A 24,382-nucleotide genomic window follows, 5' to 3' on the forward strand; every position below is an offset into this window, starting at 1 on the left:
AGTGCCAGGCCGACCCATTGAGACCATTGCAGACCATTGCAACGCTGCGAGCGGCCCGACGTTGGCGACAAGCCGACATAACCGGGAGGACGTCATGACGATGCGACCCGACCCCACGTTTCACGCCTCGCCAAGACTTGCGATGGAGGCGCCGCCGGAGCAGTTCGCCTACACGCTGCTGCTCAGTCCCGATTTCAAGAAGCCCGACGCGCTCGCGGTGATCGACGTCAAGCCGGGCTCGAAGACCTATGGCCGGATCGTCCATACCGTAACGATGCCGAACAAGGGCGACGAGTTCCATCACTTCGGCTGGAACGCCTGCTCCTCCGCACTGTCTCCGCTCGCCGGACACGCCTTCATCGAACGACGCTATCTCATCATCCCCGGGCTGCGATCGTCGCGCATCTACATCATCGACACCAAACCCTCGCCGCTCGAGGCGAAGATCCACAGGATCATCGAGCCGGAGGAAGTGTTCAAGAAAACCGGCTATTCGCGGCCGCATACCATTCATTGCGGGCCGGAAGGCATTTACGTCTCCACCCTCGGCGGCGGCGGCAAGGATGGTACGCAGGGCCCGCCCGGCATTTTCATCATGGATTGCGAGACCTTCGACGTGCTCGGCCGCTGGGAGATCGACCGCGGGCCGCAGACTCTGCATTATGATTTCTGGTGGAATCTGCCGCGCGACTACATGGTGACGAGCGAGTGGGCGCTACCGCCGCAATTTGAGAACGGCATCGTCGCCGAGGACCTGCTGTCGAACAAATACGGTCACCGGCTGCATTTCTGGGATTTGCGAGCTCGGCGCAATGTGCAGACCATCGACCTCGGCGCCAATCACCAGATGGCGCTCGAGGTCAGGCCCGCGCACGATCCGATCCGCGAGTACGGCTTTGTCGGCGTCGTCGTCGACACCACCAACCTCGAAGCGTCGATCTGGACCTGGTGGCGCGAGGGCGGAAAATTCCACGCCGAGAAGACCGCGACGATACCGCCCGAGCCGGCGCCGAAGGAAAAGCTGCCACCGCTGTTACAGGGATTCGGCGCCGTGCCACCGCTGGTGACCGATATCGACCTGTCGATGGACGACCGCTTCCTCTACGTCTCCTGCTGGGGCACCGGCGAAATGCGCCAATACGACGTCCGCGACCCAAGGAAGCCGAAGCTTGCAGGTTCGGTGCATATTGGCGGCATCGCTCGCCGCACGCCGCATCCGAATGGCAAGGCGTTTGCCGGCGGTCCGCAGATGGTCGAGATCAGCCGCGACGGCAAGCGGGTGTACTGGACCAACTCGCTTTATTCGACCTGGGACGACCAGTTCTATCCCGACGGCATGCCGGGCGCCGAGGTCATGGCCAATGTCGGCGCAAACGGCGGGCTGGAGCTCGCCAAGGACTATTTCGTCGATTTCCCCGAGGGCTATCGCCCGCATCAAATCCGCCTCGAGGGCGGCGACTGTTCGACCGATTCGTTCTGCTATCCGTCGGTATGGAATTGAGTGCCATCGATACGACGGGCATCTGGCTGTGGCTCGCGATCATCGCAAGCGGCCTCTATCACGGAATCAATCCGGGCATGGGCTGGCCGCTCGCGGTTTCCGCGGGCCTGATGAACAAATCGCCGCGCGCCGTCCTCGGCGCGCTGCTGCCGCTATCGACGGGCCACCTTGCAGCGATGCTGCTCGTGCTGCTGCCGTTTGCGCTGTTGATCGCGCTGGCGGAATGGCAGCGCCCGATCCAGATCGCGGCGGGCATCATCGTTATCGGCTTCGGCCTCATGCGCCTGGTCGATCGCCGTCATCCGCGCGCTTTGGCGCGGATACCGCCGACCAGATTGGCGCTTTGGTCGTTCGCTGTGGCGATCGCACATGGCGCAGGCTTGATGTTGCTGCCGATCTATCTCGGCCTCTGCGCGCCATCGGCCGCGCGTGACGGCCACACCGCCGCGGCCCGCGTGATCGACCAGAATCTTGCGATGGCGCTCCTGGTTGCGCTCGTCCACACCGCCGCCATGCTCGGTGCCGGCGGCCTGCTGGCATGGCTGGTCTATCGCTATCTCGGCGTCAAATTCGTTGCGCGGAGCTGGTTCAATCTGGAGACAGTCTGGGCTGTCAGCCTCATTCTTGTGGGCGCTGCGGCGCTTGCCGTCAATGTCGCGGAGTGGCGGTGAGCTGCCGGGCCAGACCGGCTGCCCAAGAGAAGTAATCCTTTCATTCGACTTGATGGCCAGCGCAAACCGGCGCACTCTCTCTCGGGGTCCCCACGGGGCTGCAGGGTCGCGCGCGGGGACATTCATCCGCGGATGCCAATCATGAACGCCACGGCGATGCGACTGGTCATTCCGTTGCTGGCACTTGCCGCCGGCAGCGCGGCAGCGCTCGTCTTCGGCATCCGCCAAACCCAGCAAATCCTGGGCGCAAACACGCCTTTGATGGCGACGGCGCCATCCGCGCCGGCGGCTTCCGCGCGAGACCAGGACGCGCGAAACCAGGACAAGACCGCGCTGGCAAAGGCGCAAACCGAGACCGCCTCCCTGGCTGACGCGCTGGCAGGACCGTCGCCGGCACCGGGCGGCGACGCCGTGCCGGAGTTCGACGTCGTCAGCATCGAGCCGACCGGCGAGACCGTTGTCGCCGGCCGGGCGCTACCTGGCGCGACGGTGGAATTGCTGCGCAATGGCGAGGTTCACGATCGCGCCGTGGCAGATAAGTCCGGCCAGTTCGTCATGGTTCCGCGCCCGCTTCCGCCGGGAAACTATGACCTGACCCTGCGCATGACGCGTGACGGCAAGCAGGTGATCTCCAAACAAAGCGTAGCCGTGGCGCTCGAGGCTGCGGCAAGGGAGCGGCCGATGGTGGCGCTGATGACGCCGGACAAGCCGGTCCGGGTGCTGTCGCAACCTGCGGCCACGCCGCCGGCAGCCGGGAAAATGGTGATCGAGGCGGTCGAGACCGAACCGGGTGGCAAGCTCCATGTGAGCGGTCAAGCAGCTCCCGGCGCGACCGTCAGGCTCTATCTCAACGGCAGTTTGATCACATCCGCCACTGCCGACCAGGCGGGGCACCTCTCGGTCACGATCAACAAGGGCGTGACGGCCGGCAACTATCAGGTGCGGCTTGACGACGTCGACCCCGGCTCCGGCAAGGTCCGCGCGCGGGCCGAGGTGCCGTTCAACGTTCCGGACACGACGACCGCATCGATGCCGGCATCAGCAGCCTCGTCCGGCCGTGCGGATATGACCAAACCGCGGCTCGCGGCGGCGACGACACCCGTCGCATCTGATGTGAGCTCACCTTCCGTCGTGACCGTGCCGAAGATCACGACCACCACCGTGGCCCGCGGCGACAGTCTGTGGCGGATCAGCCAGCGCGCATTGGGTGCCGGGCAGCGCTACGCGGTGATCTATCGGGCCAACATGCAGCAGATCCGCAATCCGAACTTGATCTATCCCGGCCAGGTCTTCGTGCTGCCGGCACGGTAACGCCGGAATTCCGCTAGAGCCTTTTCCGTTCCGATTGAATCGGAACGGGGCTCTAGATTCCTGTTTTGACGCGTTTTCTTCACGCGAACCGGTATCCACTTCGCTCGAAAACGCTCTAACGGTCACTTGCCGGGAGATTTCAGAAAGGCCACGATCTTCGCGCGATCCTCCGCCGAGCGCACGCCGGTGTACGGCTTCATGCCGTTGCCCGACACCACGGCTTCGGGATCCTCGATGAAGCGCAACAGCGTGCTGTCGTCCCAGACGATGCCGGATGATTTCATCGCCTCCGAATAGGGAAAATTCGCAACCGATCCAGCCTTGCGGCCGATGATGTCGTGCAGGTTCGGGCCGACGCGATTATCGCCTTCCTTGACGGTATGGCAGGTGCGGCAGGAATTGTTGAATGCCTGCTCGCCGGACACGCCCGCATCCTGGCCATAGGACGGCGACAGCGGCAGGGCCGTCAGCCCGCAAACGACGACGATGAATCTTGGCCGCATCGATCACTCCGTCTGCAATTGCACCAGGCAAGCAGGCGCCAGCGACACCCTGTCTCGGGTGCCATGCCGTCAACGCAGAGGCGGCGTGAAAGGTCCGCTCGCAACAGGCCCTCCATCTGGCGCAGGCGTGCGCGCCGCACTAGATGTGCTGCCATGCAACACCCCGCCCTGCAGGATTTCATCGATCGGCACCAACGCCTGTTTGTCCTGACCGGAGCCGGCTGCAGCACCAATTCGGGCATTCCTGACTATCGCGACAGCGACGGCAACTGGAAGCGGACGCGGCCGGTGACGATCCAGGCATTTTTGGGTGAGGCAGCGACGCGGCAGCGCTATTGGGCGCGCAGCATGGTCGGTTGGCGGCGGTTCGGCCGCGCGACGCCGAACGGTGCGCATCGCGCGCTGGCGAAGCTCGAACAGCAACGCCGCTGCGAGCTGCTCTTGACCCAGAATGTCGACCGCCTGCACCAGGCCGCGGGCAGCCAGCGCGTGATCGACCTGCACGGCCGGCTCGACGTGGTGCGCTGCCTCGGCTGCGGCGCGACGATGCCGCGCGAACAGTTTCAGGACGAACTTGCACGGCTGAACCCCGCGTGGCTCAGGCTTGATGCCGCCGATGCACCTGACGGCGACGCCGATCTCGAACAGGATTTTTCGTCATTCGTAGTGCCGGCCTGCGAGGCCTGCGGCGGCGTGCTGAAGCCCGATGTGGTGTTCTTCGGCGAGAACGTGCCGTGCGACACGGTTGCGTCGGCGCAGGCGCATCTCGAGCAGGCCGACGCCCTGCTCGTCGTCGGCTCCTCGCTGATGGTCTATTCCGGCTTCCGCTTCGTGCGGATGGCGGAGCAGCGCGGATTACCGATCGCCGCCGTCAATCTCGGCCGCACCCGAGCCGACGAGTTGCTGACGCTCAAGATCGAGGACCAGTGCGAGACGGCGCTGTCGTTCTTGCTGTAGACCAGCGCCCGTTCACGCTGTCATGCGCGATGGCGCTGCGACTTGGCTATCGGCAGATTGGCGTTCCAGTGCGTCCAGCTCACGCTGGCAAGACTGCCGCGATCCGTCGCCAGCGGGCGACGGGTGCGGCGCTCGTACTCGGCGATGCAGCGGCCTGATTCGCCGATCTTGCGCTGCAATTCGTCGATCGTCATCTGCGTCGCGCGGCCGCAATTGGCCTTGCCGAGCTGATCGACCTCGATTTCCTTCAGCGCTGCACGCAGCTTCTTGAGCTGCGCGCGCTGCCAGGCAATGTGACTGTTGCTGTCTGCCGTCATGTGGCCGCCACCATCTTTGATCGTTGCACGCCGTTGGGAACCTCGATGTCGACCTCGAGCATCGAGACGAACTTGCCCCGGTCCATCCGGACCACGACCTTGTCGGGGTCGACGTCGATATGCTTGGAGACCACGCCCAGGATTTCCGAGCGGAGCGTCTCCAGAAGATCGGGCGCGCCGGTCCGGCCGCGCTCATGCGAAAGCAGGATCTGCAGCCGCTCCCGCGCGACGGGCGCCGATGCAGAGCGGCCGCTGAACAGCCGCATTACGTTCATCATGCCGCCCTCCGTCGCAGCAGCCGGTCCATCAGCCCCTTGCGTTCGACCGGCACCTTCATTTCCACGGACTCGCCCATCAGGCGCCGCACCGCGTCGATATAGGCCCGCGCCGGCGCACTGCCCGCATTGTTCAGCGTCACCGGACAGCCGACATTGGAGGCGCGCAGCACGTCCTGGCTCTCCGGGACGATGCCGAGCAAGGGGGTTGCAAGGATCTCCAGGATATCGTCGATCGACAGCATCTCGCCGCGCGCAGCCCGCGCGCTGTCATAGCGGGTGACCAGCAGATGCTTCTCGACCCGCTCGCCACGCTCGGCGCGGACCGTCTTGGAGTCCAGCATGCCGATGATGCGGTCGGAATCGCGCACCGACGACACTTCCGGATTGGTGACGATGATGGCCTCGTCGGCGTAGCGCATCGCAAGCGTTGCGCCGCGTTCGATGCCGGCCGGGCTGTCGCACAGGATCCAGTCGAACTTGGTCTTGAGATCGGAGATCACGCGCTTGATGCCCTCCTCGGTCAGCGCGTCCTTGTCGCGGGTCTGCGACGCCGGCAGCAGCCAGAGGTTTTCCAGCCGCTTGTCGCGGATCAGCGCCTGCGGCAGTTTTGCAACCCCCTGCACCACATTGATGAGGTCGAACACCACCCGCCGCTCCGCGCCCATCACCAGGTCGAGGTTGCGCAGGCCGACGTCGAAATCGATGACGACGACGTTCTGGCCCAATTGCGCGAGCGCCGCGCCGAGCGCGGCCGTGGAGGTCGTCTTGCCGACCCCGCCCTTCCCAGACGTCACGACCAATACCTTGGCCATTCTCTCTCTCCTTGTGGTCGATCAATTCAATGGTGTGATGCGCAGCATTTCGCCCTCGAGCCACGCCTGGGCGGGCCGATTGCGCAGGCTGTCGGCGATTTCTTCCGCGGTCTGGTAGTAGCCGTCGATAGCGAGCAGTTCGGCCTCGATCTTCTGGCAAAAGATGCGGGCCGCCGAATTGCCGTTGATGCCGGCCATCGCGCGGCCGCGCAGCGTGCCGTAGACATGGATCGATCCGCCGGCGACGATCTCGGCGCCGGAACCCACCGAGCCGAGCACGGTGACGTCGCCCTCGGCAAACACGATCGACTGGCCGGAACGGACCGGGCTCTCCAGCAGCAGCGACGGCAACTTGGCCTTGTCCTTGTCTTTCGGCTGCGGCGTCTTCGGCTCGACATGGGTGATCGCGCAGGCGCGGCCACCGGTCAAAAGCGGCGGCATGTTGGTGCCGAGCTTCGATTCGTCGACGCCCTCGATGCCGAGGATGCGGATGTTGCGCTCAGCCAGGCTGCCGACCAGATGCGCGATTGCGGTCTGGCTGAGATCGACGGCCGAGAGGTCGAGCACGATGGGCTTGCCGGTGAAGAAGCCCGGCGACTTCGCCAGCGTCGCGTCGATCTCGGCAAGCCAGGACACGACCGGCACGACGGGCGCGAAAACGAACGCAACATAGGAACGGCCGCGCATGCGGACCTGCTGACGTGCGACCTGTTGTGTTGCGTCCATCGCCCCTGACTCGGTTGTCTTGTCGAATGGTTAACAATCGGACCGCATGGTTAATCAAAGGTTAACGACAGCCAGGGTTTTCACGGATTTCGGTCGGCAATTCTCCTGCGGCGGTCATCCCGCCAGTTGCGCAAAGCAGCTGAACCGGACTGCAAAATGCTGGGATACGGCGCGAATCAACGCCGCGGCGATGGCGATCGCTCGGCCTGCACGGATGCATCGAACACCGCGCGGCAATCAGCCGATTACGTTTATTCCGCCTTGATGTTGGCCGACTTGACGATCGGCCACCATTTCTCGACCTCGGCGGCCTGATGCGCACGCAGCGCGGCGGGGCTCTGCCTGTCCGGCGGCGGAATCTCCTGCCCGAGCTCGGCGAAGCGTTGCCGGACGGCGGGCTCCGCGAGCGCCGCTATCACCGCTTTCGACAGTGTCGACACGATATCGGCCGGCGTTCCCTTCGGCGCCCAGATGCCGTGCCAATAGGCGATGGTGAGACCCGGCAATCCGGCTTGATCGACGGTTGGAATATCTGACGCCGATGCAAGCCGCGACGACGACGTCACTGCAAAGGCCTTCACGGTTCCGCTCTTCACCTGCGGCAGCGAATTGGAGGCCTGATCGAACATGATATCGATATGCCCGGCCATCAGATCGTTCAGCGCCGGCCCAGCGCCGCGATACGGCACGAAGGAGAAGTTGGTGGCCGTCAGCTGTTGGAAGAAAACGCCCGCGACATGCGCGCCGGATCCCGGGCCCGCGGTGCCCGCTGTGGCCTTGTCGCCCATGGCCTTGAGCCAGGCGATCAGCTGCTTCAGATTCTGCGCCGGCAGATCGGGCCGACCGATGATGAGCTGCGGCCCGCTGGCGACCAGCGCAATCGGCGCGAATTCGCGCACATCATATTGCAGCTGATAGATCGCGCCGTTGAGGCAATGCGTGCCCCAATGCCCGATCGTGATCGTGGTGCCATCAGGCGTCGCGCGCGCGGCGCGCAAGCCCGCGACGGTGCCGGAGGCTCCGGTGACATTCTCGATGATGACGGGATGACCGAGCGTGCCACGCATATATTCGGCCAGGATCCGCGCCAGCACATCGGTCGGGCCGCCGGCGGCGAACGGCACGATCATGGTGACCTGGCGCGCAACCGTTTCCCCGCCAGCACTGATCGATGCAAGCGGCAGCGTCGCCGCGCCGAGCGCGAATTGCAGGAATGGCCGGCGAGACATGTTGGGCATGCGCGTTCCCCCGGTGCTGTCATAGGGCTGGAGGCGCGGTGAGGTCCAATCGAAAGACACGAACTCAGCGTCTCACCCGTCTGGAAGCTCCAGCCCTTCGACGTGGCAGACCGGCACGATCAGTTCGGTCATGAAATGCTGCGACATCCGGCCGGCTCGCCGACATTGCCGCGGATAGCGACGTCGAACGAGCGGTCGTTGACGTTGAGCGGCCCGATCGACGTCACCGCCGATCCAACGCGCCGACGGCCTATCCATGGATGAGGAAGGCTTGGAACTATTGAGCCTTCATGTGGTGCAGGCTGAAGCGGCAAAGAGTATGGCGATTGAAGTACGGGACAACGTCGTCCCGGTGACGCAGGTCAGGTCTAGCTTCGACGTCGAAAAACTGAAGCAGTAAGGCTTCGCTCACACTGGAGGGATCAGCGTGTTGCTCGGCGAATGCTGGAATCTCGGTCCTCTCCCGCAAGTGGCGCCAAGAGGGCAAATGCCGGCGGGGCGTCGGAATGGCAGTCAGCTTCTGACTCCGAATCGATAGGAATCCGTTGCCTATTTCTTCTTCGGCTGCCCGAAATCCGGCTGCCAAGCGGCCTCTTTCCGGCTCGGCGCCGCGGCAACTACCTTGGCCTTTTCCTTCTTCGGCTTCTTGGCTTCGCGATTGCTGCGTTGCTGTCCCTTGGCCATGATGTCCAGCTCCTGTTGGGGTTCGAGTTCGTCCAGTTCATCCGACTGCAGAACGCGCCCGCGCGGCGCGGACATCGATGTAGCCCTCGCGCAGCAGCTTTCGCGCTAGGCGCAATGCGACGGTCGCGCTGCCGCGGCCGAGATTGGCGCTGCCATACGCGTTGGTCCCCGTGACTAGGTACGACACGCGCGTTGTCCTAGCCATCGTGATATGACGACCCTACGCCTGCGTCACGCCAATAGCGAGATCCAAAGCGCCGCGCGTGGGGCGCTGCGGCGTCAGCTTGCGCAACGTAATCACGAAAGTGCTGGCTATTGCGGTGCGACCGGCGCATGGTCATCGCTGCCCGGTCGGCCCCTCTTGCATAAAGGCAGGCGTGCATGACCATCCGCTCGCGGCGAGAGACCGTTACGTTCAGGCATCGGTTCCGAATCCGCGGCATCGAGCGGCTGCTGCCCGCCGGAGCTTACGAGGTCATCACCGACGAGGAGGCGATCGAGGGCCTCACCTTCTCGGCCTACCGCCGCATCGCTACGATGATCATGGTGCCCGCGGAAGGCGTCCGCGGCTCCATGGAGCTGCTCTCGATCGGCTCCGTCGACCTTGCCAATGCGCAGGCTACGGATGCGCGCGCCGCCAATGACTGACCAACCGGTCGATCTCGACAAGCATCGCGGCATGGCTGCGCAGAAGGCGACCGATCTGCGCCGGGCGCTGGCCGAGGTCGAGACCCATGGCAGGGAGCTGCGCGAGCGGGAAGCCGATCTCGAACACCGCATGATGACGGTGCCAGCCGCCTCGTGGCCGGAGGCCGCGGTCAAGGCACGGCATCTGCTCAACCTCTACGCCGCGAGCCTGCCTGCTGAGGACACGCGGCACCGCGCGCTGGTCGCGGCGCTGCTCGACGATTTCGCCAGGCTCACCGGCGAGGACTGAGACGATCGCGGAAGCAACGAGCCGAAGTGGTGATCATCATGTCACGGAGCCATCGCGTAAAGGAGGAAACCATGACGCTCACGAGCGGACGTTACATCGGCCACGAATACGACAGGATGATCGTCCTATTCTCGATGCACGACGGCGGCAAGGAAATTCCTTGCGCAATCTCGACCTCCGCGATGGACTATCTCGAGCGCGGACCGCAGATCCGTTCCGAACAGCGCGAAGCCCAGTTTATTCGGCTACGCGATCGCATCGAGGCGCAGGCGGCCAGCAAATATCGAGCGACGGAGCTTGAAGGAAATCCGCGAGGAATCGTGCTGCGGGGCATCGATTTTAGGACGTAGCTTTGGCAGCAGCGTCCAAGCTGTCTGGTGGACGGCACCGATCGCCTGGCGATCGGCTGACATCTTCTTCGTCGAAGAAGTTTCTAAGCGCGTTCCTTGCTGGCAATCTGCGGCAAAGGCGACTTGCGCTCCGGAAGCTTCTTCTTCGGAGGCGCCGGCAGCAAACCTTCCCTGATGGCCTGCTTCCGAGCGAGCTTGCGAGCCCGGCGAATGGCCTCGGACTTTTCGCGCGTCTTTCTCTCTGAAGGCTTCTCATAGGAGCGCCGCTGCTTCATTTCTCGGAAGACGCCTTCGCGTTGCATCTTCTTCTTCAGAACGCGAAGCGCCTGATCGATATTGTTATCGCGGACAACTACCTGCAATTGAAACTCCTCGCTGGGCTGCGAATACGGCGGTCCTGCACGCAGCCAATTGCGCAGGAGTCTCGTTGCGATGGTGCGGACGAGGACGGGAGGCACGGCCGATATCTTCGCCGCCCTCGAGCAAGCCGGGCCTATGCGCCACGGCGATCTGGTTCGCCAGACGTGAACACTCTCGCGCAGCCATGTCAATCGATAAAGCCTTTCTCACACACCGACACGCCCGTTCGAAGCGTCTCGACCGGCACCAAAAGTGCTCGCCGAAGCAATCTGGCCCCATTCCTTGCAAAAATGCGAAAGTCATATCTAGCGGAGGGCCAAAAGGTCAACTACGAGGCCAAGACCGACAAGATGCGAGGCAAGGTCAGCGCTGAAAACCTCTCGCTGGCCTGATCTCGTGGCGCCGTTTCACGGATGTACTGAAACGGCCGCTCCGCCCGCTCGATCTCCGGATGGAGCGGACGTCGTGTCTTGTAAGGCGGAGGTGAAGGATGAGCGCCAAGAAATCGGCAAAGCCGTCACCCGAAAGCATCGCGCGTTCTAACCGTCAACGGTTATCCGCAGAAGAGGGAACACGGGCCTTGGCGGAGGTCGAAAGGCGGGCCATTGAGGTTCGAAAGAATATTGCGCGCCTTCGGGAGCTGCGCGTGACCAAGGAAGCCGCCGATGCATCCCTTCGCGTATCGCTGCCGGCGCACGCGCCAAAGAAAAGCAGCACGCGCAAGCTGACGCGATAGTCGAATCGAAGCACCGTCGATGCGTTGTGCAGCAAGGGGACGAACCGTGCGTAGAGCCAAGCCAGACGGCGGCGGAACAATTACGTTTTCTCTTGCGCTCGGGGCTGCACGACAGATGTGCAAGCTTACGACGACGTTCCAGACCGACAAGCAAGCCTTTAGCTATCTCCATCGGTATCGGAAGGAGTTCGAGCAAATGGCGCGGACGCGCCTGGCTTCAGGAGAGATTAAGAACGGAATGATAGTGCTCTCAATGCTCTAGGTTGACGCCGGGAGGTGTTCGCCGGCGCTACGTTACCCCAAAGCGTCTTTTGAGTTGCCTTAGCGCGCCAAACGCTCCGCTCTCAAGCGGGCGAGGCATCAACGGCGCCGGCGCCCAGCTGCTAATCCGCAGGAAACAAGGTGCGCCGCCCGGAGCTGAACCTTTTCTTCCCTCAGCGAGACGGATCAACATCCGGGATTTTGTTAGTACCCTCTCGGGGCTGGAGAAGCGCCGTCCGTATCTTTTCAAGCGGGCGGCGTAACTTTTCAGAGCCCCATTGATGACCGCCTCAGCTGGCGACCTTTTCGTCGAACACGTCCGCTACGGCGCCGCGAAGCGCCAGATGACGACGACGCAAGACCCACGGCGACGAAGTCTTTCGGAAACTCGGGCTCGGCCATGCTCCAGCGGTTGTGAGCCGGCCACGATGGGGAGTTCGATGGCGCCGGTGATCAATATGCGCCCCGGAATTCAGCTCGCGCCCCGGGTAAGCAAAGCTGTCCTAGTTTCTCCTTTGTGAGTCCTCAATTGGGCCGCGTCCACGTCAATCGAGGCGCTTGTCTGTTCGTCCGATCAGTCGCGGATCGGCCGCATCTTGATCGCACATGGACGCGACGCCGCTGACGTTTCGATCACCCAAACATTTGAGCCGAACTCTCTGATCAGCTTCAGAGTATGGACTGACGAACTCGCCGAGTGACTAACAGCCCGCGCTTGAACATTGATCCCGCTTCGAAAGCCCGAGGCTGATCGCCTTGCGCGTTGGTTGGAGTCCCGAGAGTGGTCCGGGGATCACGGAATTGACACCTGACACTTCGAGCATTGGAAGTTGCTCGTCTCTGGGTCAATGCAGATAAAGCCGTTCGGCACATGATCGGCGCGGGTAGCGGTCTCACCCCTCTTGAAGTCGTAGCCATCCGCCTGTGAGAGCCGCGCCACGTCAATCCTTCCACAGCGCGGGCACTGAAGGTCTACCGTCCATTTGTCGCGCCCGGACACTAGGGCGTATCCGGTTTGCTGGGCCAGTACTTCGATTTGGTCAAAATCCAAATCTTGGCGTCTTCGTCGGTTGCGAAGTTTCCGACATGAGAATCCGGTCCATGTCCGGTGGTTACCGAAACGAACCAGCGACCGTTCGTCATCACCTTAGCTTCAAACCGGGGGAACACGTCCATGGGCGCAATATGTGCCATGGCTCGGCAAATCGCTACCCTTAACTCCAATCAAACTGAACCAACTGACGGCATAGGATCATCGGAACGGCGCAACGGACAGCATACCGAATAGAGCATGATCACCGTCAATCTGCGCCGTTTCCCGGCTTGCTGCATAACCGTGCGCAACCTCAAGGTTCGCTTCGGAAACGCGCCATTTCCAGAGCGTGGGCTCTAGCGGTGTTAGAGTTACTTCTAGCAAGCGGGGGGTGAAATAGCTTTTCATTTCGGAAGTATGCGCTGCAACTCGGCCGATTGCTAGCTGTCCTAGCCTGCCACAATCAAACCATTGCCTTGCCGAAAGATGACGGCGTCGACAAGGGTCTCCTTCCCTGGAGCTATCATCATGCCACGTTATTCTTTCACGCCAGCCACGACGGAAACCATCGTGATAACGATGGGGTCGAGCTCCCAAACAACAGCGTGGCATGGAAGGAGGCTGCCTTCGCAGCCGGTGAAGCATTGCGAGGATGGACGGCGTCCTCAGACCCGGACCAAACCGCTTGGCGTTGAGGACCGGCCGTCAGCGACTGGCCGGACGAAAGCCAGATCCATGCTCAACACAATTTACCGCGCAGAAGGGGCGCGCGGCTAAGGCGCGCTTTGGACGCTCGAAGGAGAATTGATGATCGTCTACTTTTCATGCCGTGGCTGCGGCGCTGTTTATAGCGCTGTTCAAGAGCGTGGCGCCATGCCCGTGATCAGCTCGGGCGCCTTCAAATGCGAACGTTGCGGAACGACCGTCCATCGTTGGTCGGGAATGTATAGTTACTCGGATTGGAAGTGCGTAGGATCGCAGCAAGACGATGAAGGAGACCCTTCCCTGGGCTGACGCTGACAATGCCGCACGCAGGAAATGGGACAAGCTTGAGTTCGCCTCGGAGGCCGCCAGCTGAGGCGGCCTCAATGCTTAGTGCTTGCGTTCCGATAGACTATCGAGACGCAGAATAGCCGGTCGGTCGCCGAGCGTACTCCGACTGCCAAGTCGGGCCGTTCGCCTTAAAAGACGGAATCCCTGGCCATCCCGACGAGCGCTTGCATCTCCTCGACTTCCGCCGCTTCATGATTGGGCAGGCCCAGGCCTTCTTCGTCCGCAAAGAACTCGCGACCCGTTCAAAAAGAGCCGGTTGGCGCGCAAAATCGTGCGAATGGCGGAGAGAGTGTCAGTCAATCCCCATTGAAAAATAAAGCATTTTCGGCCTTCGTAGACAGAAACCCACCATTTGAGCTACCGCCGGAAAATGGAATTTCGCCTTACAAAAGCCTGTCCCGCCCAATGGCCCGTCATCGACAACGGCGCCATCAAGCGATTAGCGAAAGGCAATTTCGCCGTCGCACCGCTCAGCCTGATCACCGTCCAGTCGCGGAATCTGATGGTGGCTCATGCAGGTTCTGGCCCGGCCTTTCAATTTCCGTCGGCGGTCGAGTCATGAACGAGCCATAGCGCGGTTTCGCAAGGCAACGTAGCGCGGGGTAAGGAGGCAAGCTGCGGCGTGGTTGCCGGGGGCTTGCAACACCCCATTCTTGCGATCGAATAAATGCGTTGTTCCGCGATCGGTAGCGTTGGCGTCTGCCCTCCGAAGGCAAAGGTCACACGTTCAAATCGTGCCGGGCGCGCCAGTTTTTTCTTTATTTTTCAGCGCGATAATGCTCGCCTGGTCTGAGACTCTCAGCTCTGCGCATTCGAATAAGTAACAATGTGGCGAAGAATCGCCACCGAGTGCAGATAGCTTGGCAACTGCCGAATTCGGTCAGGAAGCTCGTCAGTCCGAGAACAGCAATCGCTTCTAGGCGGTTGAACGACGGTCGTCTCAACGTGCTCGGCTGACATAATTGATCCCCTTCGGATTAAGGGCGCAGAGCGCACCTGCGCCAAGAGGCAACGATCCCGATGGCAAATCCTGTGAGACGTCGACAAAGATCTGCGGCCAGCCGGCTAGGGGCGCGCTCTATATTGTTAGGTCATGGGCGAAGACCAGGACGGCCGTGGTGATGGCAAGCAGCTGCGCTACGATGCGGTACAGTGTTTCGGACTTCGGTGAAGCGAAGGAGCGAGTGCGAGACTGGGCTCGGTCATCACTGTCTGGAGCTTGCATCGCTCGTAGGCTTCAAGGGCGCGCTTCGGCCTGCCACGGGCTGCATTTCGAACAGCGCGTCAATGATGGGACAGTCCGGCACCTGATCCCCCGTGCAGCGCGCTGCTATGTCCGACATCACTCGCTCCAGGCGCCGCAGGTCTTTGATCTTCTGATGGATGTCCGCGAGATGCTGGATGGTAAGCGCGTGGACCTCGCCCCAGGTGTAGGCGTGCCCGTCGACCAGGCGAAGCAGGCCACCCAGTTCGTCGATGCTAAAACCAAGCTCGCGTCCTCGACGAACGTTCTGATGCCTCTCAAGCCGCCAATGGAACAGCATGACGCCTGAACTCAAAATGCTTGGCCTCAGTATCGCCCTTGGGCTTGCCCAAATTGTCTTGGCTTCACACGCGGCAAGTCTGCAACGCGGATATATGTGGACTGCGAGTGCGCGCGATGAAACCTTGCCGGCCTTAACTGGGCTGGCTGGTCGGTTGGACAGAGCGCTGAGAAATTTTGTCGAGACGTTTCCACTGTTCGCAGCAGCCGTGCTCACGGCACATATTGCTGGAAGGCACAGTTGGATGACCGAATTGGGGGCGCAGCTTTATTTTGGGGCTCGTGTCGCCTATGTCGCTCTCTACGCTGCAGGCATATTTTTAGTACGCTCGCTCGTTTGGAACGTCGCTACCCTGGGAATTATCTTGATTCTCTTGGCCCTGATTATGGGATAACGGGTCTCGCCTGGGCCATTTGTGCGCTTTGCGCCGAAACCGGCCGTTCTGGTTAAGCCGCTCTCTTGACCCACAGCCGACTTCGATCACTTGACGAATGTACGCTCTGCACCAAGAGCGGGACCATGCTCCCGCTTTGTTTGGCAATGGAACGACCAGCCGGCGCTATTTTGATTTAAGTACTGCGATCGGCTGCCAGTCTTTGGGTGCATCCTCTTGTAGTAACTGCCTGCAGCGCTTTAGCATCACCTCGGCAGGCCGATCCTGGTTTCGCTCCCGCAGCACCGCCTCGAAATCGACCATCGCGCCAGTGAGGTCCCGATCTCGATATTTCGCGAGCCCTCGCTCATAGTGTACTATCCAAGATTCGCGGTGGTTCGCTTCGCGTTCCTCTGCAAGATCAACAAGTTCGTAAACGGCAAGCCCCTCTTCCCGTCCATAGACCGCGACGCTGTCGATTTCGCGGGTGATGATCGCGCCGCGCGCCAGGCGTTCGGCCTCTTCGCCGATCAGGATTTGCGTACCGTAGCTCTTGTTGGCGCTCTCGAGCCGGCTCGCGACATTCACGGCATCGCCGATGACGGTGTAGTTCAGGCGCAGCTCGGAGCCGATATTGCCGACTAGCATCCGGCCGGAATTGATACCGATCCGGATCTGGAGCGGCTTGCCCTGGTCGTCGACCAAGCTGGAGGCCTCGATCGCCTGGCGGCAGGCCAGCGCCCCGCGACAGCACAGCAGTGCGTGATCGGGCTGCGGCTGCGGCGCGCCCCAGAACGCCATCACGGCATCGCCGATGAACTTGTCGATGGTGCCGCCATTGGCGACGATGGCTTCCGAGGCGAGATCGAGATAGCGGGACAACAGCGGCACGACGCGATCGCCCATACGTTCGGACAAGCCGGTAAAGCCCGCGATGTCGATGAACATCACGCTCAGCTCCTGAATGGCGCCGCCGGGCTTTGCCTCGACGCCCTGGCGCAGCAGCGCGCGGACGAGATCGGCGGGGATGAATTTGCGGAAGGCGGACAGCCCCGCAGCCATCTCGGCAATGGCCCCGGACAGGCTCGCGATCTCCTTGAGCCGCGAGGGATGCCGGCGGACCAGCTCCAGCGCAAAGGCCTCGACATGGCGGATCTCGCCAACGACGCGGGACAGGGGTGCTGCAATCGCCGTACGTGCCAGCACCGCCGAAGCCAACGCCGCGAGTACCGCGCCCACGGCAAGGCCGATGATCAATCGCCGCAGCGTCGTCTCGACCGGTCCGAGAAACTCGGCCTCGGGAATGACGGTCGCCAGCGACCAGCCGGGGAACGGCAACGGTGTGAGCGCGACTTCATAGGCTGCGCCGCCCGAGGTAAGCCGGTTTCGCCAAGCCTCCTTGCGACCCACGTCGCCGGCTTTTGCCAGCGCCATCTGCGCCAGCGGCAGCAGCTTCTGCTCGCCACGCGCGGGATGCAATTCGTCAGCGTCCTTGTCCGGCGCCGCCACGAGCTCGCCGGCGCCATCGAAGATGAATGCGGTTCCGGTATGCCCGACCTCAAGCTGCGACAGAAAACGCGCGAGCCTCGTGTATTCGATGATGACCGCAAGCACACCCTGACGCTCTTGGTAGACGTCGATCGGTCCGGCATAGGCAATCGACGGCCGCTCTCCGATCGGGTGATCGGCGACTTTGAACCACTCCGGCTCCTCCGCCTTGAGGCCAGTCTTGAACCAGGTTCGTTCGGCGACGCGAAAATCGGTCGGCTCGAAACGGCGGTTGGCGAATTCGATATCGCCCGGTACCACGTCATATTCGTCGATCCGGCGCTGGCCGGGATGATCGGTCAGCGAGATCTCCATCATTTCCATGCGGCGGTCGCCGAGCTTGTGGGCGGCAAAGAACGCGCCGTCGGGCCAGCCGAAGGCGACCCAGGAGATCGTCGCTTGCGATTGCAATTGCGACAGGAAGACGAATTCGCGCTTGTCCGCCTCGCGGGTGTCGAGCACGTTTTGCAGGAACAGCGTGCGAATGGCGGTGTGGGCGGCACGCGCCTCGTCGATGATCGCGGAGACCTCCTTGCGGACGGCGGCCACGATCTGCTCGTTGATGGTCGAGGCCAACTGCCGGCTGGTCGCCTCCGCAGTCCTCCACCACAACAGGCTGGACAGCGCTGCGGTCAGCAGGATCGCGGTCAAGACCAGCGCCGAGACGGCAAGTCGGATGCTGATCGTGAGCCGCTTGGCGACCGGTTGAAGCGGCCTGGGGGCATACCGTCCGGGACTGGCGATCATTGCTGTTTCCACTCCGCAAGCAGCGCGTGGCGACGCCGACTGGTACGGCTATACGCGGTTGCGCCCCCGTTCGTTACGTCTCGCAAATGCCCAAGGCCCCCTCCAATGCCGGCTGGCTAACATCTCGATAGGGATAAGGCATTGGCTTTGTCCGTTCGCTTCCCCGCTAATCCGTCCCCAAGCGCACCCTGTCGTGCGCGACACCCAACGGTCTCACAGACTCGTGAGCGGCTGCCCCGGTAACGAAGGCTGCGGCGGGAACGAATGAGACGATGCGCCTTCGCCTGGCGAGGCGAAGGAACCCCAAGAGGAGAATTCTCATGTCTGCCAAGACCACCATCAGTTCGCTCGTCCTCGCCGGCGCCGTCTCCACCGCGCTTGCGACGCTGGCCTCCGCCGGCCCGCTAACCAAGGCGGAGGCTGATGCGGCCATCGCCGCCAAGAAGGAGAAGTGCTTTGGCGTCGCGCTGAAGGGCCAGAATGACTGCGCGGCGGGACCGGGCACGACCTGTCAGGGCACCTCGACGGTCGATTTCCAGGGCAACGCGTGGAAGTTCGTCCAGGGCGGCACCTGTACCAGCATCGAGTTGCCGGGCGGCAAGAAGGGTTCGCTGAAGCCGGTCTGACACGGCAATTCAATCCATCACGACAACAGCGGAGGGAGCGACATGAACGCGGCGATCAAGCCTCAGACACCTGCAACAATCCCCCTCCGCTTTTCCTTGCCCCTCGGCGGCGTCGCCGGGACGAGCTTCAAGCACGAGCATCTCGGCGCAATTCTCGCCGAGGGTCCGCAGTGCGGCTTCTTCGAAGTCCATGCCGAGAACTATATGGGCGCCGGCGGACCACCGCATCGGGCGCTGGAAACGATACGTCGCGATCATCCGCTCTCGCTGCACGGCGTGTGCATGTCGATCGGCGGACCTGAGCCGCTTGACCGCGCGCATCTGGCACGCTTCCGCGGCCTCGTCGCGCGCTATCAGCCGGCGCTGGTATCCGAACATCTCGCATGGTCGACGCACGAGACCAGCTATTTCAACGATCTCCTGCCCCTGCCCTACACCCAAGCGACGCTCGATCGCGTCTGCGATCACATCGACGAGGTGCAGGAGGCGATCCGGCGTCCGATCCTCCTAGAGAACCCGTCGACCTATGTCACGTTTCGCGCATCGACCATGAGCGAGACCGATTTCATCCGCAGCGTCGCACAGCGCACCGGATGCGGCCTTTTGCTCGACATCAACAACGTCTTCGTCTCCGCGACCAATCACGGCTTTTCGGCCTTGCAATATCTCGCCGACTTCCCGCTTGCGCACGTCGGCGAGATTCATCTCGCCGGCCACGCCGGGCAGAGCGACGACGAAGGCGACTTGCTGCTGATCGACAGCCATGACGGTCCGGTTGCTGACGCCGTATGGAAGCTGTTCGAAATCGTCATTGCGCGTCACGGCCCCGTTCCGACGCTGATCGAATGGGACAGCAAGATCCCGGACTGGCCGATCTTGAAAGCTGAGGCGGAGGCTGCCCAGGCAATCCTCGATTGCGGCCAAACCATGGGGGATAGCCATGCCGCTTGAGCAGCACGCCTCTTATGCGGCCGCCTTCGCGCCGGCGTTGCTCGATCCTGCGCACGAGGTGCCATCCGTCGTCACCGGGCCGAACGGCAAGGCGGCGGCCAAGCGCTACAACGTCTACCGCAACAATGTCATGGTCAGCCTGATCGACGCGCTGGCCGCGACCTATCCGGCGGTGCAGCGCATCACCGGGGTCGATTTCTTCCGCGCCATGGCGCGCTTCCACATCCGCGAGACACCGCCGACATCGCCGCTGCTGTTCGAATACGGTCGTGATTTTCCGTCCTTCATCGAACGTTACGAATACGCGCAATCGTTGCCCTGGCTCGCCGACGTCGCCCGGATCGAACGGGCCTGGCTCGATGCCTATCACGCCGCCGACGCCGCGCCGTTTTCCCCGATTGCTTTGTCCAAAGTCGCACCGGACCAGTTGACCGATCTCGTCTTCACGACGCACCCGGCGACGCGGATCATACGCTCGTCTTTCGCAGCGGTGACGATCTTTGTCGCCAACCGCGGGACGGAGCCCGCAGGAACCATCGACGCCGCGACGCCGGAAGACGCGTTGATCACACGGCCGGACTTCGACGTCGCGGTGCGACGGCTTCCGCTGGGCGGCGCGATCTTCCTGGCCTGCCTGATGTCGGGACGCTCGCTCGGCGACGCTGCCGCGGCGGCGCTGGACTGTTCCCCCGCTTTCGACCTCGCCAGCAACATCGCCGGCTTGATCGAGGCCGGCGCCTTCACCTCGGTGACTTCCGGAGACGCACGATGATCACGGAACAACGCATCGCGGCAGGCCGCGCTCTGCCGTCGCTCGGGCACCTCGCCGAGAAAGCCAGTCACCTGGTGCAGACGATCGCCGCCCCATCGATCGTCCAGCTCGTGCTGCGCGTAGCGCTGGCGGTGCCGTTCTGGCGCTCCGGCATTCTCAAATGGGACGGCTTCCTCAAGCTGAGCGATACCGCCGTGACGTTGTTCAGCGACGAGTTCATGCTGCATCTTCCGGGCGGCCCCTATCATTATCCAGCACCGACCGTGATGGCCTTCCTCTCCGGATCAGGCGAGATCCTGTTTCCGATCCTGCTGGTCCTCGGCCTCGGCACGCGGTTCGCGGCGCTCGGGCTGCTGCTCATGACCGTCATCGTCGAGCTCACCGTGCCCGACGGCTGGCCGGTTCACATCACTTGGGCAGCCATGGCGCTCGGCATCATGGCTTACGGACCAGGGCGCGCCTCGCTCGATCACCTGGTGGGCAAACTCATGGTCCTGCCGGACAAATAGCGCGCTTGGAAATTGAATCCGTAGGGCGCGGGCCAAGGTCGGATCTGCGCATCGATCTCGCGGTAGAATATCGACCCAATTTCACTTAGCTCGCAGGCTCGTCCCGCGTCAGAGCGAGGGACAGCGACCTTATTGCCGGCGCGGCGAGCAGAACCACCGGCGACAAAGCTGCCCACGAAATGAGCCAAGAGGCGAACCAATTCCAAAGGAAATGACCGCTCGCAATAGAAGGAATGCTCGCGATCCCTGCAGCAACAAAGCAAGTCAATCCAGACTGGATGACTCCAAAAACGAAATGGCTATGGCGACGCGGAATAGCAAACATAGGTGGCCCCAGACCTGATGCCGTGGGAGGCTATGCTACTTTTCTCCCTTGCGATTTCAATCGGTTCAACCAGCCTCCGACTTCGAACGGTTGAACCGGCTGTGCGCTCACTCCGCCGCCATCGGCATCTCTTCCATGTGCTCATGCAGCACCACGCCTGACAGCGGGTCGAACTCGCCTACCCACGGCTGGCGTTCGAGCGCAGACCTGGTGTGCACATAGCCGGCGTCCCAGCGCCGCATGATGCCGGACGGGCTGAAGTCGATGTCCTTGGTGTGGGTCTCGCGATCGAGCTGTGGCGCGAGAAGCCGCACGACATGCATGCGGGTCGGGCAACCGTAGCTCATCAACTCGCGTACTGCCGGGTTGCTGCGCTCGCTTTCGGGAAGTCGCGCGGCCAACTGATTGATGACATGGCGCAGACGATGCGCCTGCTGCTGGCGCGCGATCTGGCTCGCAATCCGGCTGGAATACTGCACGTCCTTGTGCCGGTTCAGCACCTCCGCCATCGTGGTCGGCTCGGCGCCAACGGGATTCCATAAGTGCACGGCGAAGATCAGCGAATTCTGCCGCGGATTGTCGTCGAACACGGCTTCCGTCGGCGTGTTCGAGAGAATGCCACCGTCCCAATAAAGCTCGCCGTCGATCCGTACGGCAGGAAAGGCCGGCGGCAGCGCGCCGGAAGCCATGATGTGCTTCACGGTCAGTTCGCCATCGCGGCTGTCGAAATAGCGCATCTGGCTGGTACGCACATGCGCGGCGCCGACCGTCAGCCGCGGCATGCAGCGATTAACGAGGCTGAAGTCGACGAGCTCCTTGAGCGTTTTCTCCAGCGGCGCCGTCGAATAGAAGCCGGCGTGATCGGCGCCGAGGGGATAGGAATCGCCGGCATGCGCCAGAGGGTTGGGCCGGAAGAAACCGGGAATGCCGTTGGTGACGGTCGACCAATAGGCAAGCTTCTCGTTGAAGCCCGGGAAGGCGGTGCGCAGATTCCAGACCGGGTTCTGCTCCATGCGCTTCCAGAATTCCTTGAGGCGGCCAAGCCGATGCTGCGGCTCGTTCCCAGCGATCAGGCTGGCGTTGATCGCGCCGATCGAGGTGCCGATGATCCAGTCCGGCTCGATGCCGGCCTCATGCAGCGCCTGGTAGACGCCGGCCTGGTAGGAGCCGAGCGCGCCGCCCCCCTGCAACACCAGCACGACCTGGCCCGGCAGATCTTTTGACCTGATGCTCTGCGTATTGCCCTGCATGCCGTTCATGTCTCGCTCCTGGTGAGCTTGCACTGGTCGAATATTCGAAAGTCGCCGCGATTTGTTACCCCGGCCCATGTCAATGCGCCGTCCAGCCGCCGTCGACCGGCAACGCGATACCGGTGATCGAGGCTGCCGCTTCGGTCGACAAGAACACCGTGAGCGCTCCGAGTTCTTCCACTGTCGCAAAGCGCTTATTCGGCTGCTGCGCGAGCAGCACGTCGCGGATCACCTGATCGCGCGAAATGCCGTGCGCCTTGGCCTGGCCGTCGATCTGCGCCTCCACCAGCGGCGTATAGACATAGCCGGGGCAGATCGCGTTGCAGGTGATGCCCTCTTCCGCCGTCTCCAGTGCCGTCACCTTGGTGAGGCCGACGATGCCATGCTTGGCTGCAACATAGGCCGCCTTGAAGGGCGAACCGACGAGGCTGTGGGCTGAGGCGATGTTGATGATCCGCCCAAAACGGCGCTGGCGCATTGGCGGCAGCGCCAGCCGCGTGGTGTGGAAGGCCGACGACAGGTTGATCGCGAGGATTTGGTCCCACTTCTCGACCGGAAACTGCTCGAGGGGCGCGACGTGCTGGACACCGGCGTTGTTGACGAGGATATCGAGCCGGCCGGATTGCGCAACTGTCGCCGCGATCATCTCGGCGATCGAGTTCGGCCAGGTCATATCGGCTGACGAAAAGCTCACCTTGACGCCAAACTCGGCGGCGATCTGCTCGCGCGTCCTGCCGGTCTCCGCCGCAGAGCCAAGGCCGTTCAGCACGATCTCCGCGCCGGCTCTGGCAAGCGCCCGCGCGATACCGAGCCCGATGCCGCTGGTCGAGCCCGTCACCAGAGCGACCCTGCCGGCAAGTGCCCGTGAGGACTGAGACGTCTGCGATTTGGCGGGAATGTTCATGGCCGAAACCCTCCGTTGGCGATGGCCGGCCCGATGACCGACCCCTGACTTTGCAAACTCTGAGGGATCGCCTGCCCAAACGGAAATGCCGGTTGGCTTCCGAAACCATACGTGGGCGCTATTGCGGTTGGGATGTCATTCGCGGCCCCGATCGGTTAGATTCCGGGTCGATCTTGCCGGGAGCCGATCCATGGAAATGCACCAGGTCCGCTATTTCCTCGCGGTGGCGCAGCTCTTGAATTTCACCCGCGCCGCCGAGGAGTGCAACGTGACGCAGCCGTCGCTGACGCGGGCGATCAAGCAGCTCGAGGCGGAGCTTGGCGGCGACCTGTTCCGCCGGGAGCGGCCGGCGGCGCAGCTGACCGAGCTCGGCCAGCGCATGCATCCGCTCCTGAAGCAATGCCACGAGGCCGCGGCCGGTGCGCGCTCGCTGGCCTCCTCGTTCAAAAGCGGCGAGATCGGCGCGCTGCGCATTGCGCTGACGCATTCGATCGATCTCGCGCTGCTCATTCCGCATATCAATCAGATCAAGCGCCAGTTCAACCGGCTCGAATTCCGCTTCCTGCGCGGCTCGAGCCGCGAGGTCGCTGAATACTTGAAGAAAGGCGAGGCCGAGCTCGGCATCGCCGCCGAGATCGATGAGACCTGGGAGCGGCTCGATGTCTGGCCGCTGTTCACCGAGGATTTTGAACTCGTCGTCAGCAAGGGCAATCGGCTGGCGGCACACAGCAACATCGAATTCGACGATCTGCGCTCGGAGCAGTTGCTCAGCCGAATCTATTGCGAGCATTCCAAGCGTATCTCGGCCAGCCTGCGCGAGCAGGGCGTCGACGTCGATCACAGCAACGAGATCTCCTCGGAGCGCGATCTGATCGAGCTGGTCGAGGCCGACATCGGCGTCGCGATGATGCCGCACACCTCGCCGGTGCCGGCGAGCCTGAAGCGGGCTGCGGTTGCCGGACTGGACGCCCGCCGCACCGTCAATCTCTACGGCGTCGCGGGACGCCAGCGCACGGCCGTGGCCTCCGCCGTTATGCGCATGCTGCGCGGGGCGGACTGGCGGGAGATTTCGGGGTAGCGCTTACCGACACCTCTCCCCGTGAGC

The 24,382-nt window shown here is 62.8% G+C and carries 29 protein-coding genes and 3 pseudogenes; 18 read left to right on the plus strand and 14 right to left on the minus strand.

Features of this window, described 5'->3' with window-relative positions; translation table 11 throughout:
• The first annotated feature begins 94 nt into the window (after positions 1–94).
• The 3 genes from ABIB78_RS21560 (at position 95) to ABIB78_RS21570 (ending at position 3,483) form a co-directional block, all read left to right on the plus strand.
• Complete coding sequence (locus ABIB78_RS21560; RefSeq protein WP_429028299.1) at positions 95–1,501, plus strand: selenium-binding protein SBP56-related protein; 1,407 nt, start codon at positions 95–97, stop codon at positions 1,499–1,501.
• Positions 1,492–2,172 (plus strand): hypothetical protein, encoded by a 681-nt coding sequence (locus tag ABIB78_RS21565; protein ID WP_429028301.1) that lies wholly within the window; start codon positions 1,492–1,494, stop codon positions 2,170–2,172. Before ABIB78_RS21560 ends, ABIB78_RS21565 begins: the two co-directional genes overlap by 10 nt.
• Before the next feature lie 132 nt (positions 2,173–2,304).
• Complete coding sequence (locus ABIB78_RS21570) at positions 2,305–3,483, plus strand: LysM peptidoglycan-binding domain-containing protein (protein ID WP_429028303.1); 1,179 nt, start codon at positions 2,305–2,307, stop codon at positions 3,481–3,483.
• A 122-nt stretch (positions 3,484–3,605) separates the two neighbouring features.
• Here ABIB78_RS21570 and ABIB78_RS21575 read toward each other — a convergent pair whose 3' ends face one another.
• Positions 3,606–3,986 carry a c-type cytochrome gene (locus tag ABIB78_RS21575; protein ID WP_429028305.1) on the minus strand — a complete coding sequence of 127 codons (381 nt, stop codon included), beginning with the start codon at positions 3,984–3,986 and terminating at the stop codon, positions 3,606–3,608.
• Between the two features lie 63 nt (positions 3,987–4,049).
• Here ABIB78_RS21575 and ABIB78_RS21580 point away from each other — a divergent pair, with 63 nt between their 5' ends.
• Positions 4,050–4,943: an NAD-dependent protein deacetylase gene (locus ABIB78_RS21580; protein WP_429028308.1), complete on the plus strand. Its 894-nt coding sequence runs from the start codon at positions 4,050–4,052 to the stop codon at positions 4,941–4,943.
• Between the two features lie 20 nt (positions 4,944–4,963).
• Here the strand turns inward: ABIB78_RS21580 and ABIB78_RS21585 are convergent, their stop codons facing one another.
• From ABIB78_RS21585 to ABIB78_RS21610, 6 genes are all read right to left on the minus strand, one after another.
• Positions 4,964–5,260: a hypothetical protein gene (locus ABIB78_RS21585; RefSeq protein ID WP_429028310.1), complete on the minus strand. Its 297-nt coding sequence runs from the start codon at positions 5,258–5,260 to the stop codon at positions 4,964–4,966.
• A complete protein-coding gene (gene minE / locus ABIB78_RS21590; RefSeq protein ID WP_429028525.1) occupies positions 5,257–5,535 on the minus strand; it encodes a cell division topological specificity factor MinE in 279 nt (92 codons plus the stop codon). The genes ABIB78_RS21585 and minE overlap by 4 nt, the downstream gene beginning before the upstream one ends.
• Positions 5,535–6,350, minus strand: a complete 816-nt coding sequence (minD, locus tag ABIB78_RS21595) for a septum site-determining protein MinD (RefSeq protein WP_429028312.1) — start codon at positions 6,348–6,350, stop codon at positions 5,535–5,537. Before minD ends, minE begins: the two co-directional genes overlap by 1 nt.
• A gap of 21 nt (positions 6,351–6,371) precedes the next feature.
• Positions 6,372–7,076, minus strand: a complete 705-nt coding sequence (gene minC / locus ABIB78_RS21600; RefSeq protein ID WP_429028313.1) for a septum site-determining protein MinC — start codon at positions 7,074–7,076, stop codon at positions 6,372–6,374.
• A 251-nt stretch (positions 7,077–7,327) separates the two neighbouring features.
• Positions 7,328–8,305, minus strand: a complete 978-nt coding sequence (locus ABIB78_RS21605) for a tripartite tricarboxylate transporter substrate-binding protein (protein ID WP_429028527.1) — start codon at positions 8,303–8,305, stop codon at positions 7,328–7,330.
• Between the two features lie 558 nt (positions 8,306–8,863).
• Positions 8,864–9,073, minus strand: coding sequence for a hypothetical protein (locus tag ABIB78_RS21610; RefSeq protein WP_429028315.1), 210 nt, complete (start codon positions 9,071–9,073; stop codon positions 8,864–8,866).
• A gap of 306 nt (positions 9,074–9,379) precedes the next feature.
• Between ABIB78_RS21610 and ABIB78_RS21615 the strand changes: the two genes are divergently transcribed.
• The 3 genes from ABIB78_RS21615 to ABIB78_RS21625 all read left to right on the plus strand — a co-directional run bounded on the left by ABIB78_RS21615 (position 9,380) and on the right by ABIB78_RS21625 (position 10,285).
• Entirely contained in the window at positions 9,380–9,646 is a 267-nt protein-coding gene (locus tag ABIB78_RS21615; RefSeq protein WP_429028317.1) for a hypothetical protein, read from the plus strand.
• A complete protein-coding gene (locus ABIB78_RS21620; RefSeq protein WP_429028318.1) occupies positions 9,639–9,935 on the plus strand; it encodes a hypothetical protein in 297 nt (98 codons plus the stop codon). The genes ABIB78_RS21615 and ABIB78_RS21620 overlap by 8 nt, the downstream gene beginning before the upstream one ends.
• A gap of 71 nt (positions 9,936–10,006) precedes the next feature.
• On the plus strand, positions 10,007–10,285 hold the full coding sequence (locus ABIB78_RS21625) for a DUF1488 domain-containing protein (protein ID WP_429028319.1): 279 nt from the start codon (positions 10,007–10,009) through the stop codon (positions 10,283–10,285).
• 83 nt (positions 10,286–10,368) lie between these two features.
• Here the strand turns inward: ABIB78_RS21625 and rpsU are convergent, their stop codons facing one another.
• Positions 10,369–10,647, minus strand: a complete 279-nt coding sequence (gene rpsU, locus ABIB78_RS21630; RefSeq protein WP_429028531.1) for a 30S ribosomal protein S21 — start codon at positions 10,645–10,647, stop codon at positions 10,369–10,371.
• Between the two features lie 303 nt (positions 10,648–10,950).
• Here rpsU and ABIB78_RS21635 point away from each other — a divergent pair.
• From ABIB78_RS21635 to ABIB78_RS21650, 4 genes and pseudogenes are all read left to right on the plus strand, one after another.
• Positions 10,951–11,037 (plus strand): annotated as a pseudogene (locus ABIB78_RS21635) (cold-shock protein); the annotation flags it as partial.
• 98 nt (positions 11,038–11,135) lie between these two features.
• Positions 11,136–11,381, plus strand: a complete 246-nt coding sequence (locus tag ABIB78_RS21640; RefSeq protein ID WP_429028322.1) for a transcriptional regulator — start codon at positions 11,136–11,138, stop codon at positions 11,379–11,381.
• A gap of 842 nt (positions 11,382–12,223) precedes the next feature.
• Positions 12,224–12,343: pseudogene (locus ABIB78_RS21645) on the plus strand (transglutaminase family protein); the annotation flags it as partial.
• Between the two features lie 808 nt (positions 12,344–13,151).
• Positions 13,152–13,370 (plus strand): DUF6894 family protein, encoded by a 219-nt coding sequence (locus ABIB78_RS21650; protein WP_429028324.1) that lies wholly within the window; start codon positions 13,152–13,154, stop codon positions 13,368–13,370.
• 486 nt (positions 13,371–13,856) lie between these two features.
• On the opposite strand, the pseudogene ABIB78_RS21655 reads toward ABIB78_RS21650, so the two are convergent.
• Positions 13,857–13,955 (minus strand): annotated as a pseudogene (locus ABIB78_RS21655) (DUF6894 family protein); the annotation flags it as partial.
• A gap of 125 nt (positions 13,956–14,080) precedes the next feature.
• Here ABIB78_RS21655 and ABIB78_RS21660 point away from each other — a divergent pair.
• Positions 14,081–14,290 carry a hypothetical protein gene (locus tag ABIB78_RS21660; RefSeq protein WP_429028326.1) on the plus strand — a complete coding sequence of 70 codons (210 nt, stop codon included), beginning with the start codon at positions 14,081–14,083 and terminating at the stop codon, positions 14,288–14,290.
• 643 nt (positions 14,291–14,933) lie between these two features.
• Here ABIB78_RS21660 and ABIB78_RS21665 read toward each other — a convergent pair.
• Positions 14,934–15,272: a MerR family DNA-binding protein gene (locus ABIB78_RS21665; RefSeq protein ID WP_429028328.1), complete on the minus strand. Its 339-nt coding sequence runs from the start codon at positions 15,270–15,272 to the stop codon at positions 14,934–14,936.
• Between ABIB78_RS21665 and ABIB78_RS21670 the strand changes: the two genes are divergently transcribed.
• Positions 15,271–15,666 (plus strand): MAPEG family protein, encoded by a 396-nt coding sequence (locus ABIB78_RS21670; RefSeq protein ID WP_429028331.1) that lies wholly within the window; start codon positions 15,271–15,273, stop codon positions 15,664–15,666. The genes ABIB78_RS21665 and ABIB78_RS21670 overlap by 2 nt on opposite strands.
• 165 nt (positions 15,667–15,831) lie before the next feature.
• Here the strand turns inward: ABIB78_RS21670 and ABIB78_RS21675 are convergent, their stop codons facing one another.
• Complete coding sequence (locus ABIB78_RS21675) at positions 15,832–17,940, minus strand: adenylate/guanylate cyclase domain-containing protein (protein ID WP_429028333.1); 2,109 nt, start codon at positions 17,938–17,940, stop codon at positions 15,832–15,834.
• Between the two features lie 320 nt (positions 17,941–18,260).
• On the opposite strand from ABIB78_RS21675, the gene ABIB78_RS21680 reads away from it, so the two are divergent.
• Genes ABIB78_RS21680 through ABIB78_RS21695 form a run of 4 tightly spaced genes read left to right on the plus strand, consistent with a single transcriptional unit; the run spans position 18,261 to position 20,798 of the window.
• On the plus strand, positions 18,261–18,566 hold the full coding sequence (locus ABIB78_RS21680; protein WP_429028334.1) for a BufA1 family periplasmic bufferin-type metallophore: 306 nt from the start codon (positions 18,261–18,263) through the stop codon (positions 18,564–18,566).
• Between the two features lie 42 nt (positions 18,567–18,608).
• Positions 18,609–19,517: an MNIO family bufferin maturase gene (gene bufB, locus ABIB78_RS21685; RefSeq protein WP_429028337.1), complete on the plus strand. Its 909-nt coding sequence runs from the start codon at positions 18,609–18,611 to the stop codon at positions 19,515–19,517.
• Positions 19,507–20,289 (plus strand): DNA-binding domain-containing protein, encoded by a 783-nt coding sequence (locus ABIB78_RS21690; RefSeq protein WP_429028339.1) that lies wholly within the window; start codon positions 19,507–19,509, stop codon positions 20,287–20,289. The genes bufB and ABIB78_RS21690 overlap by 11 nt, the downstream gene beginning before the upstream one ends.
• The gene (locus ABIB78_RS21695; protein ID WP_429028342.1) at positions 20,286–20,798 is read left to right on the plus strand and encodes a DoxX family protein; all 513 of its coding nucleotides are present in this window, start codon (positions 20,286–20,288) and stop codon (positions 20,796–20,798) included. The genes ABIB78_RS21690 and ABIB78_RS21695 overlap by 4 nt, the downstream gene beginning before the upstream one ends.
• 85 nt (positions 20,799–20,883) lie before the next feature.
• Here ABIB78_RS21695 and ABIB78_RS21700 read toward each other — a convergent pair whose 3' ends face one another.
• The 3 genes from ABIB78_RS21700 to ABIB78_RS21710 form a co-directional block, all read right to left on the minus strand.
• Entirely contained in the window at positions 20,884–21,123 is a 240-nt protein-coding gene (locus ABIB78_RS21700; protein ID WP_429028345.1) for a DUF2798 domain-containing protein, read from the minus strand.
• A gap of 107 nt (positions 21,124–21,230) precedes the next feature.
• Entirely contained in the window at positions 21,231–22,382 is a 1,152-nt protein-coding gene (locus ABIB78_RS21705; protein WP_429028348.1) for a patatin-like phospholipase family protein, read from the minus strand.
• A 70-nt stretch (positions 22,383–22,452) separates the two neighbouring features.
• Positions 22,453–23,277, minus strand: coding sequence for a 3-hydroxybutyrate dehydrogenase (locus ABIB78_RS21710; RefSeq protein ID WP_429028350.1), 825 nt, complete (start codon positions 23,275–23,277; stop codon positions 22,453–22,455).
• A gap of 190 nt (positions 23,278–23,467) precedes the next feature.
• On the opposite strand from ABIB78_RS21710, the gene ABIB78_RS21715 reads away from it, so the two are divergent.
• Entirely contained in the window at positions 23,468–24,355 is an 888-nt protein-coding gene (locus ABIB78_RS21715) for a LysR family transcriptional regulator (RefSeq protein WP_429028353.1), read from the plus strand.
• Positions 24,356–24,382 lie beyond the last annotated feature (27 nt).

The sequence above is a fragment of the Bradyrhizobium sp. I1.14.4 genome, from assembly GCF_050435825.1.
Lineage (GTDB): Bacteria > Pseudomonadota > Alphaproteobacteria > Rhizobiales > Xanthobacteraceae > Bradyrhizobium.

Coding starts and splice junctions, on each gene's coding strand:
- ABIB78_RS21640 (WP_429028322.1), top strand. CDS start 11,136: ATGAGCGCCAAGAAATCGGCAAAGCCGTCACCCGAAAGCATCGCGCGT.
- ABIB78_RS21570 (WP_429028303.1), top strand. CDS start 2,305: ATGCCAATCATGAACGCCACGGCGATGCGACTGGTCATTCCGTTGCTG.
- ABIB78_RS21695 (WP_429028342.1), top strand. CDS start 20,286: ATGATCACGGAACAACGCATCGCGGCAGGCCGCGCTCTGCCGTCGCTC.
- ABIB78_RS21610 (WP_429028315.1), bottom strand. CDS start 9,073: ATGTCCGCGCCGCGCGGGCGCGTTCTGCAGTCGGATGAACTGGACGAA.
- ABIB78_RS21620 (WP_429028318.1), top strand. CDS start 9,639: ATGACTGACCAACCGGTCGATCTCGACAAGCATCGCGGCATGGCTGCG.
- ABIB78_RS21680 (WP_429028334.1), top strand. CDS start 18,261: ATGTCTGCCAAGACCACCATCAGTTCGCTCGTCCTCGCCGGCGCCGTC.
- ABIB78_RS21710 (WP_429028350.1), bottom strand. CDS start 23,277: ATGAACATTCCCGCCAAATCGCAGACGTCTCAGTCCTCACGGGCACTT.
- ABIB78_RS21715 (WP_429028353.1), top strand. CDS start 23,468: ATGGAAATGCACCAGGTCCGCTATTTCCTCGCGGTGGCGCAGCTCTTG.
- ABIB78_RS21675 (WP_429028333.1), bottom strand. CDS start 17,940: ATGATCGCCAGTCCCGGACGGTATGCCCCCAGGCCGCTTCAACCGGTC.
- ABIB78_RS21580 (WP_429028308.1), top strand. CDS start 4,050: ATGCCGTCAACGCAGAGGCGGCGTGAAAGGTCCGCTCGCAACAGGCCC.
- bufB (WP_429028337.1), top strand. CDS start 18,609: ATGAACGCGGCGATCAAGCCTCAGACACCTGCAACAATCCCCCTCCGC.
- ABIB78_RS21565 (WP_429028301.1), top strand. CDS start 1,492: ATGGAATTGAGTGCCATCGATACGACGGGCATCTGGCTGTGGCTCGCG.
- ABIB78_RS21625 (WP_429028319.1), top strand. CDS start 10,007: ATGACGCTCACGAGCGGACGTTACATCGGCCACGAATACGACAGGATG.
- ABIB78_RS21575 (WP_429028305.1), bottom strand. CDS start 3,986: ATGCGGCCAAGATTCATCGTCGTCGTTTGCGGGCTGACGGCCCTGCCG.
- ABIB78_RS21560 (WP_429028299.1), top strand. CDS start 95: ATGACGATGCGACCCGACCCCACGTTTCACGCCTCGCCAAGACTTGCG.
- ABIB78_RS21605 (WP_429028527.1), bottom strand. CDS start 8,305: ATGTCTCGCCGGCCATTCCTGCAATTCGCGCTCGGCGCGGCGACGCTG.
- minC (WP_429028313.1), bottom strand. CDS start 7,076: ATGGACGCAACACAACAGGTCGCACGTCAGCAGGTCCGCATGCGCGGC.
- ABIB78_RS21705 (WP_429028348.1), bottom strand. CDS start 22,382: ATGAACGGCATGCAGGGCAATACGCAGAGCATCAGGTCAAAAGATCTG.
- minD (WP_429028312.1), bottom strand. CDS start 6,350: ATGGCCAAGGTATTGGTCGTGACGTCTGGGAAGGGCGGGGTCGGCAAG.
- ABIB78_RS21690 (WP_429028339.1), top strand. CDS start 19,507: ATGCCGCTTGAGCAGCACGCCTCTTATGCGGCCGCCTTCGCGCCGGCG.
- ABIB78_RS21700 (WP_429028345.1), bottom strand. CDS start 21,123: ATGTTTGCTATTCCGCGTCGCCATAGCCATTTCGTTTTTGGAGTCATC.
- ABIB78_RS21670 (WP_429028331.1), top strand. CDS start 15,271: ATGACGCCTGAACTCAAAATGCTTGGCCTCAGTATCGCCCTTGGGCTT.
- ABIB78_RS21585 (WP_429028310.1), bottom strand. CDS start 5,260: ATGACGGCAGACAGCAACAGTCACATTGCCTGGCAGCGCGCGCAGCTC.
- ABIB78_RS21615 (WP_429028317.1), top strand. CDS start 9,380: ATGACCATCCGCTCGCGGCGAGAGACCGTTACGTTCAGGCATCGGTTC.
- ABIB78_RS21665 (WP_429028328.1), bottom strand. CDS start 15,272: ATGCTGTTCCATTGGCGGCTTGAGAGGCATCAGAACGTTCGTCGAGGA.
- minE (WP_429028525.1), bottom strand. CDS start 5,535: ATGAACGTAATGCGGCTGTTCAGCGGCCGCTCTGCATCGGCGCCCGTC.